The following is a 15,217-nucleotide window of genomic DNA, read 5'->3' on the forward strand; positions in this document are numbered from 1 at the left end:
ATACACTAAAGTTTTCTTATCAATTCCAAAATTTACAGTTCTCACATGCTGAAAATAGCTATTGCACATTTTCAATGGAGCAAGATCAATGATACTTGAGTGGATGTCTGATCCTTCTGCATGGATTGGTCTTGCAACTTTAGTTGTTTTAGAAATCGTTTTGGGTATTGATAACCTTGTGTTTATTGCAATTTTGGCAGAAAAACTTCCGCCTGAACAACGTGATAAAGCAAGGATTATTGGGCTTTTACTTGCCCTCTGTATGCGAATGGTGTTACTGGCATCCATTGCATGGGTGGTGACATTAACCGAACCATTATTCCATCTCTTTGAGCATGCTTTTTCTGGGCGTGATTTGATCTTGCTGTTTGGTGGTGTGTTCTTATTGTTCAAAGGCACAATGGAACTACATGAACGCCTTGAAGGTGGTCAGGATCTTAAAGAAGAAAATCCTGTTCATGCTGTATTTTGGATGGTCATTGTCCAAATTGTTGTTTTAGACGCCGTATTTTCCCTAGATAGTGTGATCACCGCTGTGGGAATGGTGAAAGAACTCTCAGTGATGATGATCGCTGTGGTGATTGCCGTAGCTATTATGCTGTGGGCATCAAAAGCCTTGATGGACTTTGTCAATAAGCACCCGACAGTCGTGATTCTATGTCTTGGCTTTTTGATGATGATTGGTTTTTCATTGATCGTCGAAGGTTTTGGTTATCACATTCCAAAAGGTTACTTATATGCAGCGATTGGTTTCTCGGTACTGATCGAGTTTATGAACCAAACCATGCGTAAAAACCAAGAGAAAATGGTGACAACGACCGACTTACGTTTCCGTACAGCTTCAGCAGTCTTGAAAATGTTAGGTGGAAAAAGTGCCGATAGTCAAAATGGTAAAGCGGATGATGTGATCGCAACACAAGCACTGGCAGATGAAATTTTTGATGATGAAAATGGCGCTTACCATAGTGTTATGGTTCAAGGGGTCTTGGGACTATCAGAACGTCCTGTAAAATCGGTCATGACACCGCGCCCTGAATTAGAATGGTTAGATTTGGATGAAGACGAAGCCAGCATTAAAGAAAATTTGATGGCAATGTCACATTCTCGTTTAATTTTGGCCCATGGTGAATTGGATAATATCGCGGGTATTGTTTTAACCCATAAAGTCTTGAATGATTATATCGAAACGGGTGTTTTAAATTTTGAAAAACACTTACGCGAGCCTGTGATTGTGCATGAAAATGCACAAGTATTGATGGTGATGGAGCAACTTCGTCAGGCACCCTTACAAATGGCGATTGTATTAAATGAATATGGGTCAATTGAAGGGATTGCAACGCCGATTGATGTGCTTGAAGCAATCGCAGGCGAGTTCCCTGATGAAGATGAACTAGAAGCTGCTGCGGAAAGTCTTGAAGATGGTTCGTTGATCCTTGAAGGTTCAACCGATATTCGTCATGTTTCTTTGCTGTTAGGTCGTGATTTAGTCGATGAGTCAGAACAATACTCAACCCTTTCGGGTTATATCTTGTTCCATCTCGGGCGTTTGCCTGAAAATGGTCAAAAGCTTCAAGTCGATGGTTATGAGTTTGAAGTGGTAACGATGGATGGGCATAAGATTGAGAAGGTGCATATTATGGCATTAACAAAATCTAAAGATGCTGAGTCCTAATGGATTTGTTGTAATGAAGCCAGTCGAAAGACTGGCTTCTTTTTATTTTGTTTTTGAAAATAATGATTTAAACCATATCGTTAAAATGATGTCTGAATGGCATCATTCATATAGAAAGAATAGGTTTCGATTTCCAGCTGGGTTGGATTATCATTGAGCCTATTCAGATTTTGAGTATTTTCATGTCCAATCTATCCTGCCCATGTGGTTCAGCGCTTTATGCTGAATGTTGTCAGCCGCTACACTTGGGACAGAACAAAGCCAAGACAGCAGCACAATTGATGCGTTCGCGTTATAGCGCTTTTGCCAAACATGAGATTGATTATATTGTTCAGACCACTGCGCTTGGGCAGCAACAAGCTTTGGATGTTAAAGCGATTTCAGATTGGAGCAAAGCCAATCAATGGCTCAGTCTCGAAGTGGTACAAGCCCAAGAAAAGCTGGATAAAAATCATGCTCAAGTTGAATTTAAAGCACATTTTCATGATGGTCAGCAGGCTCAAATACACCATGAAGTTTCACACTTTGTCCAGCATGATGATGTATGGTATTTCTTAGATCCAACCACAGATCAGCCAATCACTATGAAACAGCCATGTATTTGTGGATCCGCCAAAAAATTTAAGCAATGTTGCGCACAATTTTTATAACTATTAGTTCGTTTTTGACTTAAAATAGCGCGCATCTTTTCCCATCAGTGGATGAAGGGCAATGTTACTGACGATTATTTATATTATAGCCATTACAGCAGAAGCCATGACTGGAGCGTTGTCCGCAGGACGACGTAGTATGGACTGGTTTGGGGTGATACTGATTGCCTGTGTCACTGCACTCGGTGGCGGTTCTGTGCGAGATGTTTTACTCGGACATTATCCACTGACTTGGGTCAAACATCCTGAATACCTTGTCCTGACGTGCTGTGCTGCCTTTGTCACCATTATTATTGCCAAATGGATGAAGCACTTACATTCCATTTTCTTATTATTGGATGCTTTAGGCTTAATTGGTTTTACCATTATTGGCTGTCAAATTGCCTTGCAAATGGGCCATGGTTTTGTGGTTTCCGCCGTTGCTGGAGTATTAACAGGGGTATCTGGTGGTATTCTACGAGATATTCTGTGTAATGATGTTCCATTGGTATTCCGTCGTGAATTGTATGCGTCGATTTCCTTTGTTGCAGTGATTTTCTATTGGTTCTGTATTGATTTTGGTTTATCGCTTGAAATTACTGTGGTTTCTACTTTAGTTTTTGGTTTTGCATTACGTTGTGTGGCGATTTATTTTGGTTTGGAAATGCCGAAATTTATCTATAAAGATGATGATGAACAATCGGCATCTTCTAAAGATGAGTCCTAAGGATGAATGCTTGAAGAGCAACTATTGATTGTGAATTCCTGCATTTAACTTTGAGCTTGGTATGTCATATCGGATTCATCAAAATATTAAACTTGAAAAATTTACAGACATAGATTTTGCTGTGTATTTTGAATTGGTCAAAAATATTAAAGTCATGCAAATGATTACCGAAAGAGCATTAACGCTTGAGGAAGCACATTCAGAATTTAGTAAGATTTTATCTAAGAATGCCTATGATGTGGCATTGGGAAATTATAAAATTCTTGATGCTCAAACACATGAATTTATGGGTTTAGCCAAAATTGAATTGGATCAACCAATAGCACGAACAGCGGAATTGGGCTATATGCTTTTACCCGAATACTGGGGGAAAGGCATTGCCAGTCAGGTTGTAGCATTTTTAATTGACCATGCAAAAAAACAACCCCATTTAACACATCTCATGGCTATTATTGATCCTGAAAATATACCTTCAAGAAAAATATTGATAAATAATGGTTTCCATTCTAAAGAATTTAAAGATTTTGACGGACTAGCAGGAGAAATTCTCCTGTTAAGTCTTTAAAGTTAAACAGCGTGCCAAAGTTATTTCTGCTTTTACATATTTGTTGAGTGCATTATGGATTTAGTATCACGTGTACAACGCTTACCCATAGGGAAATTTCACTATACCTTACTCTGGGTAATTGGACTGGGCTGGATGTTTGATGCCATGGATACAGGACTCATTTCCTTTATTCTCACCAAAATGGCAGAAGAATGGCAAATGACCCCTACTGAAAAAGGTTGGGTGGTCTCCATAGGCTTTGTGGGTATGGCAATTGGTGCTGTATTTTCAGGTGGGTTGGCCGATCGAATTGGTCGTAGAACAGTCTTTGCGATTACCTTAGTGACCTATAGCATTGCAACCGCATTATGTGCTTTTGCGCCGAATCTGACTTGGTTATTGGTATTCCGTTTTATTGTCGGATTAGGGCTGGGTGGCCAACTTCCTGTGGCTGTGACTTTGGTCAGTGAATATATCCCCGCTCAAGTACGTGGTCGATTTATTGTACTTTTAGAAAGTTTCTGGGGACTTGGCTGGCTTGTTGCTGCACTTATTTCTTATTTTGTGATTCCTGAGTATGGTTGGCATATTGCATTTTTGATTGGTGGTTTACCTGCCATTTATGTTTTTATGATTCTCAAAAAAGTGCCAGAGTCTGTTCCCTATCTGATTAATCGTGGACGAATTGAAGAAGCTCATGCATTGGTACAGAAACTGGAACGGCAATGTGATGTGGAAGTGATTGAAACCATTGAAGTCAAATCTGTTTCAGCAAAACAAACAATTACATTTTCACAACTTTGGTCTGGTAGTTTTGCTCGCCGAACTTTGATGTTGTGGTTGATTTGGTTTGGGATTGTTTATTCTTATTATGGTATTTTTACATGGTTACCAAGTCTGCTGGTCAAGCAGGGTTATACCATTGTGCAGTCTTTTGAATATGTACTCGGGATGATTTTGGCGCAATTACCCGGTTATGTGGCTGCGGCTTGGTTGGTGGAAAAGCTTGGACGTAAAGCAACCCTCGCTGGTTTTATTGGTCTGTGTGCGCTTTCTGCTTACTTCTTTGGCCAAGCGACCTCAGTCAATATGATTATGTTGTGGGGATGCTTAATGTCGTTCTTTAATTTGGGTGCATGGGGGGTTTTATATACTTATACGCCTGAACAATATCCAACCAATATTCGTGCTTTTGGCTCAGGCTGGGCATCTGCAATCGGTCGTATGGGGGGGATTGTCGCACCGTTGGTGGTGACCCATATGATGGTGGCAAGTGATGGGTTTAGTTCAGTCTTTATGATGTTTACGATTGTACTTTTCGCTGTTGCCGCTGTGGTTTTGATCTTGGGTGAAGAAACCAAAGGTAAGACCTTAGAAGAGATTGGGTTATAGTTGTTTATTGAAATATATAAAAGAAAAGAGCAGAAAAAAACTATAGTAAAAAAAATTATAGAATGGCTGATATAGGGTTAATCTTACCTCTCAGCCATTTTAATTTCTCTAACGTTAAAATTAAAAAAACCAATCATTTATAGAGATATTATCAAATAGATCAGACCAGTATTGAGGGCGGAATAATGAAAAGTAAAATAGGATTAAGCTTTTGTATTGTTTATCTTTTACTTACCGCATTTTGTCTTTATATCGCGTTAGATCCAATGACGGATAACAAAGGAAACTTTGTTTTCTTACAATTACCCATAGGTTTTCAAGTGTCAGCACTTAATGCAATTGGCTTAGGCCCTTTATTCGAACGGCTGTCTTGGACGCAAGCGTACAGTTTTGTAGTTCCTGTTACTTTGCTGCTTCTATATGGGATCGGGTGGTTGTTGAGTTCGAGCATCCATTCTATAAAAACGCGAAATGGGTCACTTCAATAAGTTTGAGCATTTATAAATTTCATTGGAAATAAACTGCATATCCAAATTTTAAAATACCAATTTAAATAAAAGTTGCTCATTTGTTAAAAAATGGATAATTTTACCTCATTAGAAAGATCTAAAGACGCAATTTGTCGTTGTAGGGTACACTTGCACTTGTGTAGTCAGACCCTGCGACTTAGCATAAGAACGTAGATACATAAACATTTATTTAGAACGAACTTATTTAGGATAAAAGGTTGTTATGACAAGCCTTGCGCATCATGCGACAGAAAACCGTTCCGTAGCAGAATTTACAGAACAAGCTTACCTTAACTATGCCATGTACGTGATTATGGATCGTGCATTGCCACACATCAGTGACGGTTTAAAACCTGTACAACGCCGTATCGTTTATGCGATGAGCGAATTGGGATTAAAACCAAGCGGTAAGCCGAAAAAATCTGCACGTACAGTCGGTGATGTATTGGGTAAATACCATCCGCATGGTGACTCAGCGTGTTATGAGGCCATGGTCTTGATGGCACAGCCGTTTAGTTATCGTTACCCGTTTATTGAAGGGCAAGGTAACTGGGGTTCACCTGATGATCCTAAATCATTCGCAGCCATGCGTTATACCGAAGCCAAACTTTCACCCTATAGTGATCTGTTACTTTCTGAATTAGGTCAAGGCACTTGTGATTGGCAAGATAACTTTGATGGCTCAATGAAAGAACCAGTTAGTTTACCTGCGCGTGTACCGAATATTTTACTGAATGGTACGACAGGTATTGCGGTAGGTATGGCAACCGATATTCCACCCCACAATTTACGTGAAGTCGTTAAAGGTACGATTGCTTTAATCCGTAATCCAAACTTAACGGATGAAAAAATTGCAGAATATATCCCTGCACCTGACTTACCGACCAAAGCAGAGATTATTACGCCACGTGATGAATTATTAAAAATTCAAATGACTGGACGCGGTAGTTATCGAACCCGTGCAGTATATACTATTGAAAAAAATGAAATTATTATCACTGAGCTACCATATCAAGTTTCTGGCTCGAAAGTCATCACCCAAATTGCTGATCAGATGCAAGCTAAAAAACTGCCATTGGTCAGTGATTTACGCGATGAGTCAGACCATAAAAATCCAACCCGTTTGGTAATTGTATTACGTTCAAACCGCATTGATGCCGATGCAGTAATGAGTCATTTGTTCGCGACAACCGATTTAGAATCGAGTTATCGTGTCAATATGAACATGATTGGTGCAGATGGGCGCCCACAAGTCAAATCAATTCGTAGAATTTTATTAGAATGGATTGAAATTCGTAAGAGTACTGTCACACGTCGTCTGCAATATCATTTGAATAAAATTGAAAAGCGGCTACATATTCTCGGTGGTTTGATCATTGCTTATTTGAACATTGATGAAGTGATCAAGATTATTCGTGAAGAAGATCAGCCTAAACCGGTGTTGATGCTGCGTTTTAATATTGATGAAGTTCAAGCAGAAGCAATTTTAGAGCTCAAGTTACGCCATTTGGCAAAACTTGAAGAAATGGAAATGCGCCGTGAACAAGAAGAACTTGAGGCGAGAGCAGCTGTGATTCGTGAACAACTTGCAAATCCTGAGTCATTAAAATCTTTGATTATCGAAGAGCTCAAAGATGATGCGAAAAAGTTTGGTGATGATCGCCGTTCACCAATTGTACAGCGTGAGGAATCACAAGCAATTAGTGAACAAGATTTAATGCCTGCTGAAGCGGTAACAGTGATCCTTTCTGAAGCGGGTTGGGTTCGTGCAGCAAAAGGTCATGATATTGATATTGAAAAATTAAGCTTCCGGGCTGGTGACCGGTACCTAAGTTCAGCACAAGGTAAGTCTAACCAGAAAGTATATATTTTAGATGAAAAAGGACGAAGTTACGCTTTGGCCATTAATAGTTTGCCATCGGCTCGTGGTTTAGGAGAACCGTTGAGTTCAAAACTTTCTCCTGCCAATGGTGTGGGCTTTATGCAAGTTCTCATTGAAAATGAAGAAAAGGAAATAGTTGCTGTAAGTTCAAAGGGTTATGGCTTTAAATCACACGCTAAACAATTGGATACAAACGCTAAAGCGGGTAAAACATTCCTGACCGTTGCTGAAAATGCGACAGTAATGCCAATCGAAGTCATTGAAAATCATACTCATTTGGCTATACTCAGTTCAGCAGGACGCCTACTTTTAATTGAGTTATCAGAGTTGCCAACGCTCAATAAAGGTAAAGGAAATAAGTTGATACAACTTGAAACCAAAGAGTCTATTCAGTTTATGTTAACTTTGAATTTAGATGAGGTAATACAAGTGCTTGCAGGGCAGCAACAATTAAAATTAAAAGGGGATGATTTGCAGAAATATATCGGTAAACGCGCCTCAAAAGGTCAATTGTTACCGCGTGGATATCAAAAAGCAAATAAACTGTTGATTCAAAGATAAAACTAGCATCCTGGGATTGAAATACGTTATATATGCAAAGTGTTCGTGAAAATGGATGCAATATTGAGCACAAAGAAGCCAAAAAATTATGTTCAATATTGAGAAAAACAGTTTAAAACTAAGGATTACTGATTGGAGATTATGGCATTATGGAAAAAATTTGGTTCACTGAATATCAAAAGACTGGAATTCCAGAAACAGTAGAATTGCCACAGGAAAATAGCTCTCTTATTGATATTTTTGAGCGTAATTTCCAAAAGTTTGGTTCACGTGATGCCTTTATCTTCATGGATAAAGTGATGTCATTCAGTGACCTTGAATTGGCAAGCCGTAAATTTGCAACGTATCTGCAAAGCTTAGGTTTGGCAAAAGGTTCACGTGTTGCTGTGATGATGCCTAACGTCCTTCAGTATCCAGTTGTCGCTTTAGGTGTATTCCGTGCAGGTTTGGTACTTGTGAATGTGAATCCACTTTATACAGCACGAGAATTAGAACACCAACTTAATGATTCAGGTGCTGAAGCATTGGTCATTGTTGAAAACTTTGCGACTGTTTATCAAGCGATTATTGGCAAAACACCTGTAAAACATGTTGTTGTTGCATCCGTTGGCGATATGTTGGGTACTTTAAAAGGTACTTTGGTGAATTTTGTTTTACGTAAAGTGCGTAAACAAATTCCAGACTGGAATATTCCAGGACATATTAAGTTTAATGCAGCATTGGCAAAAGTAAGCCCAAGCAATTATAAACGTCCAACCATGACCCTCAGTGATACTGCTGTACTTCAATACACAGGTGGTACTACGGGTGTTTCCAAAGGGGCGGAGCTGACGCACCGTAACTTAGTTGCAAACTTGTTGCAATGTGATGGTATTTTCCAAAGTAAATTTGGTCAAGGTGATGGTGCGAAAGACGATCGTATCTTCTGTGCTTTACCGCTTTATCACATCTTCGCATTCATGGTGTGTGCGATGTATGGTATGTATAAAGGTCAGGCAAATATTCTGATTCCAAATCCACGTGATTTACCAGCGGTGATTAAAGAATTACGTAAATACCAACCGGGTTTCTTCCCTGCGGTAAATACCTTGTTCAATGCACTGGTACATAATGAAGAATTTAGACAGCTTGACTTCAGTAAGTTAAAAATGGCGATGGGCGGCGGTATGGCCGTGTTACCGTCAACTGCTGAAGAATGGAAAAAAGTTACTGGAACCATCATTATTGAAGGTTATGGGTTATCTGAAACTTCTCCAGTCGCAACTGCGAACCCGCCTGCAACGACTGAGTTTAGTGGCACAATTGGTATTCCGTTACCATTGACTGATGTCGCAATTTTAGATGATGATGGCAATCATTTGTCACAAGGTGAGCAGGGTGAAATTTCGATTCGTGGTCCTCAAGTGATGAAAGGTTATTGGAATCGTCCAGATGAAACTGAAAAAGTTATGACAGCTGACGGTTATTTCCGTACAGGTGATATTGGTTTCATGGACACACGTGGTTATTTTAAAATTGTAGATCGTAAGAAAGATATGATTTTAGTATCTGGCTTTAACGTTTATCCTTCTGAAATTGAAGAAGTGATAGCTCAACATCCGAAAGTTCTTGAAGTGGCAGCAATTGGTGTACCTGATGAAAAATCTGGTGAAGTGCCAAAATTATTTGTGGTGAAAAAAGATCCATCTTTAACCACAGAAGAAGTGCTCGAATATGCAAAAGAAAACTTAACAGGGTATAAACGCCCGCGTTATGTTGAGTTTATGGATGATTTACCAAAATCTAATGTAGGTAAAATTCTCCGTAAAGATTTACGTAAGTAATTGAAAAATTAAACATAAAAAAGCGCCAATCGTGGCGCTTTTTTATGTTCTATCGAAAATAATAGCTAGGTATATTTGTTCAATTCAAAATCTAATTTTTATGAGAACGAATATACCAACCATCGATATAGGGGCGGCTTAAGCCAACAATCCCTGTAAATGTCAGCATGGTTCCCATTTGACGACCTAGTGCTGAGGGGTTAATACTGCCATAGCTAAAATAGATATCAATTAAACAGTACACGATAATAATGGCTAACCAAAAATATAGATTCATACGCTTTATGCCGACGGCAAAAAAGGCCGCCACCAGAACGACGAGCGTTCCCAAGGTAGATTGCCAATTATAATTTGCACAAATCACGCATAATAGAAAAGCCAAAATTGGCAATACAATTTTAAGAATACGATCAATCTCAGCTTGTTGATGGCGCTGCTTTTCTAAAACCTCAAACAATTCATTTTGATCTGGTTGCACGTTATTGTCCTCACTACACAATTTTGCAAAACTCTGCATTTAACAAAAAATATTCTGTTCATGCCATGCTATGATAACTCGCATTAACACTTCATGAGAAAAAATCATGTCTGGGATAGATGGCATCATATATTTAATTCTAATTGCCTGTTTACTTCCTTATGTTTTTACCATTATTGCGAAAGCATCTGGTGGCTTTAAAGCTGCTGATAATCAGAATCCGCGTGAATTTTTAGCAAAAACCACGGGTTTAGCTGCACGTGCCAATGCAGTACAGCAGAATAGTTTTGAGAGCCTACCTTTATTTATTGCTGCGATTCTGATGGCTGAATACATGGTGGTCTCACAACATTTGATTATGATGTTAGGGATCGCCTATATTGTTTTACGCATTATTTATGGGATTTGCTATCTTGCTAATATTTCAGCACTACGGACCATCATTTGGGCTTTGTCCGTAGCTTGCCCAATTATTTTATTGTTATTGGTTATTCGAATGGTCTAAGTAGTTTTCGATAAAATTCATTCATTTTGATGATGCAAAATGTATAATCCGCATCTGTTTGCGCAATTTAGCGTTATAATCGACAAGATTTTAAATAAGACCTCACTTGAAAGAGTATCCTATGAGCTATAGCAATATTCCTGCTGGTAAAGATGCACCAAATGACATCTATGTAATTATCGAAATCCCAGCAAATGCTGCACCGATTAAATATGAAGTAGATAAAGATTCAGACGCTTTATTTGTAGATCGTTTCATGGGTACAGCGATGTTCTACCCAGCGAACTATGGTTATGTACCAAATACTTTGTCTGAAGATGGTGACCCATTAGACGTATTGGTTGTAACTCCACACCCATTGGTACATGGTTCAGTGATTCGTTGTCGTCCTGTTGGTAAATTAAATATGGAAGATGATGGTGGTATTGATGCGAAGCTTATCGCAGTTCCACATGACAAATTGACTCCACTTTATAAAGATGTGAAAGAATATTCAGATCTTCCAGCTTTGTTAATTAACCAAATTGAGCATTTCTTTGCACATTATAAAGATTTAGAGCCTGGTAAATGGGTTAAATTGACAGGTTGGGAAGGTTCAGAAGTTGCAAAAGCTGAAGTATTGAAAGCAATTGAAGCTGCGAAATAATCCTGATTTAAGCGAAGTTTAAAGATAAAATAATCTTTAAACCCATAAAAAACCTGCATTATTAAATGCAGGTTTTTTGTTTCTTTGGATTTATTCTAAATTAGAAAAATTTCACAGGAATATCTAAGAAAATACGCCATTCATTGGTATCACCAATGTAGACAGGATTATACGCTTCACTTGCACGGTAGTAAGAGTGACGTAGACGTAAGCTCGCATCTTTTGCAAAACCACTTTGCATGGTGTATTTCACCTGATTAAAGAATTCACGTTCTTGTGCATCATCAGTGACATTGCGGACTTTAATATCCCAACCATACACAAATGCTGTGGTCCAATTTAAGCCAGGAACACCATAATTGCTAAAATCTAGGTTGTATTGAACTTGAGCTGATTTTTCATGATTACCAATAAAATCAGACATATAAGAGTTTGGTAGATAAATACTTTGGAAACCATCAGCATTTTGACCATAGTCATAACCGACATCACCTGTATTTTGTTGATAAGCCAACATAACAGTATGTGGACCTTGGTTATAAGTAGAAGACAATGCCCAAATATTATTGGTTTTTTCTACGCCTGCTTTACCTGTGCTTGAGTAATCAACATCGACAGGACCAGTTGCAGAATAGGTGTTGGCATTTTTATCAAACTTGGTGTGATAACCACTGAAATCAAAAGTTAAAGAACTTTGATTTGCTAATGGGTATTTATAATTGGCATTAATATAATGACGTTCTAAGGCATTTTTAGAGTCTAAACCATAATAAGATGCAGTAAGCTGGTCATCAAATTTGTATTTGGCACCCCAAACAATCGCATCATCCAATTTATTACCATCTGTTTTGATCTGATCAGACATTTGGTCTTTGGTGAATTTACCCGCAACTAGTTCTAAATTTTTAATTTCATGGCTGGTTAATAATGTCCCTGTGAAATATTCAGGGACAAGACGTGTTGTATTACTTGCAAGTACAGGGAGGTCTAAAACTTGAGTACCATAACGTACAGTCGTATTTGAGAAACGAGCTTTTACATTTGCTCCACCACGTGCCCAATGATCATATGGATCAACTCGTCCATTTGCATCTCTTGCACCATTATTTTTGAGTGCAATCATGTTATTGCCAGCATGGTTGTTCGGACCGATTTTAAAAGAACCATCGCCAACCACACCAACACCGAAACCGACGATACCTTGAGTGAAGCCTGAATCTAAGTCGACAATTGCAGTTTGTGCAAATGAGCTTTGATCGTCAATACCATGTTTTTTATCACGAAGGATATAGCCTGTACGAAACAATACAGAACCTTTGGCATCTTCAACGAACCCTTTTGCATCACTTTGTTCGCTAGCAAATGTAGGGGATATTAGAACCGCGTTAATTAATACAGCTAAAGTAAGTTTTGGAGCATTCAACATGAATTGCCTCGTGAACGAGAATAGATTGCACTGACTGATCGAATTCAGAACAGATTGTGGATGAATTGTATATTTAATCTATAAAAAGGGAATCTCTTTTGCTTAAAAATATTACATTTCTGTAATCTTTTACACAATATTAATTTCTTTTCTTATGAAAAAAATTTCTAAAGAGTTATTAAAATACTAATTTTGTGTGAAATATGAAATAAATTGGAAAATATGCTGAATTTATCTCCATGTTTTTTACCAAAAATTTAAAAACACAGTAAAATTCGCCTTTATTTATACGCCCACCCATTTGTTATCATGAATTCACTTATTTCTAAACTATTACGGGCAATGCCTATCTGTATAGCGTCGTGCCCAGCATTTGCTGAACAAGCAAATGTTTTGGTTAAAAATGGCATGATTTCTGGAAATGTGGGATTGGTATCTAAGTATATCTATCGAGGAGGAATTGAAAATGATGATATCGCTGTTCAAGGTGGTTTAAGTTATGCACATAAAAGTGGCATCACGTTTGGCTATTGGGGTTCTACACTGAGCTATAATCCTACAGATGTTATGCAAGATCATGGTTTTGAAAATAATTTTTATTTGGCTTATGCTCAGGAAGTTGCGCAAAATTGGAGCTATAGCTTAAGAACCACCGCATATGTTTATCATAAAGGCGGTACTATTTATGCAGATCAAGCAGATCATCGTAAAACTACATATACAGATCTATCTGCTGAACTGAGTTATAAAAATTTAACCGCAGGTGCTTCAGTGATGTTAGCTGATGCATCCTCTGCCAATGCTGGTGATATTTATCTAAGCATTGCGTATCGTCATGCTTTGGCTCAAGATTTTATTTTTAACACTTCTATTGGTGCATCTCTTTATAACAGTCATCGTGATGACAGTATTGTGCAGACAGAACAGGATTTTACATTGAGCGAAATGCGCTTGGGGCTCAGTAAAACCATTGCCAATACAGGTGTTACTGCTTCATTAGACTATGTGATCGGTGGTAAAGATCGTTTGGGTGAAGGTTGTAAGGACAATATGTTATTTGGTTTGGCTTATAGTTTTTAAGATTAACTTATAGTTTTTAATAAGAAGAATATGCCTGAGAATTAGCCTTTCTTATTTTATCAAAGTGTATGACCGAAGATAGGAAATGCACTTTTTTTAGGCGTTTTTAAAACTGTGTGCTTTTTTTGAGCAAAAGAACAATATGCACCATTACAATAAACTGATATGAAAAGCATAAAGTAATATTTATACGTTTTTTATGACAACAATAAAGCACCTTATAGAAAATTTACGCTCAGATTTTTCATACTATTTTGCATTAAAACCATGCTTAAAGTAGGTCAATATGAATCAGCTCCATCAAGTGATGCTTGAAATAGCATATGTTCAACAGCTGAAGAATAAAAAAAATTATCCACAATATTTTAATTCTAAAACATTGATTATAAAAATATTAATATGTATTTCTGAATTTTATAAAAAGCTTGAGTTTCATTTTGGCATGGCAATTGCTAATTGCTTAGGGAGTTCATCAAATTTTAGCATAACAAATAAACATCGTATGATGGGGGAGCACTCAAGATGAAATTCTCAACTAAAGCACTAACATTGGCAGTTCTATCGTCTACAGCAACAATGGCAATGGCGGAAGACAACGCACTGTCAAAATTAGGTTTAAGCTTTGCAGGTAGTGCTGCCGTAACGAGTGACTATCGTTTCCGCGGTATGACTCAAACATTAAGCGACCCAGCAGTACAAGCGGGTTTTACCTTATCGCATAGTTCTGGTTTATATGCGGGTCTTTGGGGTTCAAATGTGAATTTTGGTTCATCTGATCCACATTTAGAATTAGATCCTTCTATTGGTTATACAACAGCCTTGGCGCTATCTCCAACCTTTAAACCAACTTTGGATGTTGGTGTTGTTGAATATAATTATCCAAGTGCAAGCAGTGATTTTAACTGGACTGAGTTTTATGCAAAATTAATATTTGCAGACGTCTTGATTAAAGGCAGTAGTCTATTGACCAATGTGAACTATACCAATGACTGGGCAGCAGTCGGTGGCAACAGTTGGAATTTTAACGTTGGCTATTCAGCTCCATTTGGTGATACTGGTTTCGGTGGGCTTGCTAATGTTGGCTATACTACAATGGATGAAAAAGCATTACCTGATGGTAAAGACAATTATGTCGACTGGAAAGTTGGGGTGAATTATGCGGTTAGATCTATTCCTGGGGTAACTGCGGAACTTGCTGCAGTCGGAACCAATATTGATACTGATGGATTCACTAATTCTGTGAAACGTGGTGTTGAAACAGGTGCCGTGTTTACTTTAACTAAAGCTTTCTAAGAGCAAATTAAAATAAATAAAGGTGACCATGAGTCACCTTTATTTTT

The 15,217-nt window shown here is 38.1% G+C and carries 14 protein-coding genes; 12 read left to right on the top strand and 2 right to left on the bottom strand.

All coding sequences use genetic code 11. The features are described from left to right. The first annotated feature begins 88 nt into the window (after nt 1-88). The 7 genes from WFN33_RS13665 (at nt 89) to WFN33_RS13695 (ending at nt 9,742) form a co-directional block, all read left to right on the top strand. On the top strand, nt 89-1,672 hold the full coding sequence (locus tag WFN33_RS13665; protein ID WP_336953620.1) for a TerC family protein: 1,584 nt from the start codon (nt 89-91) through the stop codon (nt 1,670-1,672). Nucleotides 1,673-1,854: 182 nt separating this feature from the next. Further along, a complete protein-coding gene (locus WFN33_RS13670) occupies nt 1,855-2,322 on the top strand; it encodes a YchJ family protein (RefSeq protein WP_336953621.1) in 468 nt (155 codons plus the stop codon). A 61-nt stretch (nt 2,323-2,383) separates the two neighbouring features. After that, entirely contained in the window at nt 2,384-3,028 is a 645-nt protein-coding gene (locus WFN33_RS13675) for a trimeric intracellular cation channel family protein (RefSeq protein WP_004725253.1), read from the top strand. A 61-nt stretch (nt 3,029-3,089) separates the two neighbouring features. Further along, entirely contained in the window at nt 3,090-3,593 is a 504-nt protein-coding gene (locus WFN33_RS13680) for a GNAT family N-acetyltransferase (protein ID WP_336953622.1), read from the top strand. A 54-nt stretch (nt 3,594-3,647) separates the two neighbouring features. After that, nucleotides 3,648-4,967 (top strand): niacin transporter NiaP, encoded by a 1,320-nt coding sequence (niaP, locus tag WFN33_RS13685; protein ID WP_336953623.1) that lies wholly within the window; start codon nt 3,648-3,650, stop codon nt 4,965-4,967. Nucleotides 4,968-5,699: 732 nt separating this feature from the next. Next, nucleotides 5,700-7,919: a DNA topoisomerase IV subunit A gene (gene parC, locus WFN33_RS13690; protein ID WP_336953624.1), complete on the top strand. Its 2,220-nt coding sequence runs from the start codon at nt 5,700-5,702 to the stop codon at nt 7,917-7,919. 149 nt (nt 7,920-8,068) lie between these two features. Beyond that, complete coding sequence (locus WFN33_RS13695) at nt 8,069-9,742, top strand: long-chain-fatty-acid--CoA ligase (protein ID WP_336953625.1); 1,674 nt, start codon at nt 8,069-8,071, stop codon at nt 9,740-9,742. A 91-nt stretch (nt 9,743-9,833) separates the two neighbouring features. On the opposite strand, the gene WFN33_RS13700 is transcribed toward WFN33_RS13695, so the two are convergent. Then, nucleotides 9,834-10,259: a hypothetical protein gene (locus tag WFN33_RS13700; protein ID WP_336953626.1), complete on the bottom strand. Its 426-nt coding sequence runs from the start codon at nt 10,257-10,259 to the stop codon at nt 9,834-9,836. 67 nt (nt 10,260-10,326) lie between these two features. Here WFN33_RS13700 and WFN33_RS13705 point away from each other — a divergent pair, with 67 nt between their 5' ends. Both WFN33_RS13705 and ppa read left to right on the top strand, forming a co-directional pair. Continuing rightward, entirely contained in the window at nt 10,327-10,725 is a 399-nt protein-coding gene (locus WFN33_RS13705; protein ID WP_336953627.1) for an MAPEG family protein, read from the top strand. 121 nt (nt 10,726-10,846) lie between these two features. Next, nucleotides 10,847-11,371 carry an inorganic diphosphatase gene (ppa, locus tag WFN33_RS13710; RefSeq protein ID WP_151801800.1) on the top strand — a complete coding sequence of 175 codons (525 nt, stop codon included), beginning with the start codon at nt 10,847-10,849 and terminating at the stop codon, nt 11,369-11,371. Nucleotides 11,372-11,471: 100 nt separating this feature from the next. Here the strand turns inward: ppa and WFN33_RS13715 are convergent, their stop codons facing one another. Beyond that, nucleotides 11,472-12,797 carry an OprD family outer membrane porin gene (locus WFN33_RS13715; RefSeq protein WP_336953628.1) on the bottom strand — a complete coding sequence of 442 codons (1,326 nt, stop codon included), beginning with the start codon at nt 12,795-12,797 and terminating at the stop codon, nt 11,472-11,474. A gap of 309 nt (nt 12,798-13,106) precedes the next feature. Between WFN33_RS13715 and WFN33_RS13720 the strand changes: the two genes are divergently transcribed. The 3 genes from WFN33_RS13720 (at nt 13,107) to WFN33_RS13730 (ending at nt 15,170) form a co-directional block, all read left to right on the top strand. Then, nucleotides 13,107-13,877 (top strand): TorF family putative porin, encoded by a 771-nt coding sequence (locus WFN33_RS13720; protein ID WP_336953629.1) that lies wholly within the window; start codon nt 13,107-13,109, stop codon nt 13,875-13,877. Between the two features lie 286 nt (nt 13,878-14,163). Further along, complete coding sequence (locus WFN33_RS13725) at nt 14,164-14,403, top strand: hypothetical protein (RefSeq protein WP_336953630.1); 240 nt, start codon at nt 14,164-14,166, stop codon at nt 14,401-14,403. Continuing rightward, nucleotides 14,400-15,170 carry a TorF family putative porin gene (locus WFN33_RS13730; protein ID WP_336953631.1) on the top strand — a complete coding sequence of 257 codons (771 nt, stop codon included), beginning with the start codon at nt 14,400-14,402 and terminating at the stop codon, nt 15,168-15,170. The genes WFN33_RS13725 and WFN33_RS13730 overlap by 4 nt, the downstream gene beginning before the upstream one ends. Nucleotides 15,171-15,217: the final 47 nt, after the last annotated feature.

It is taken from the genome of Acinetobacter sp. AS167, from assembly GCF_037152175.1.
Taxonomy (GTDB): Bacteria; Pseudomonadota; Gammaproteobacteria; order Pseudomonadales; family Moraxellaceae; genus Acinetobacter.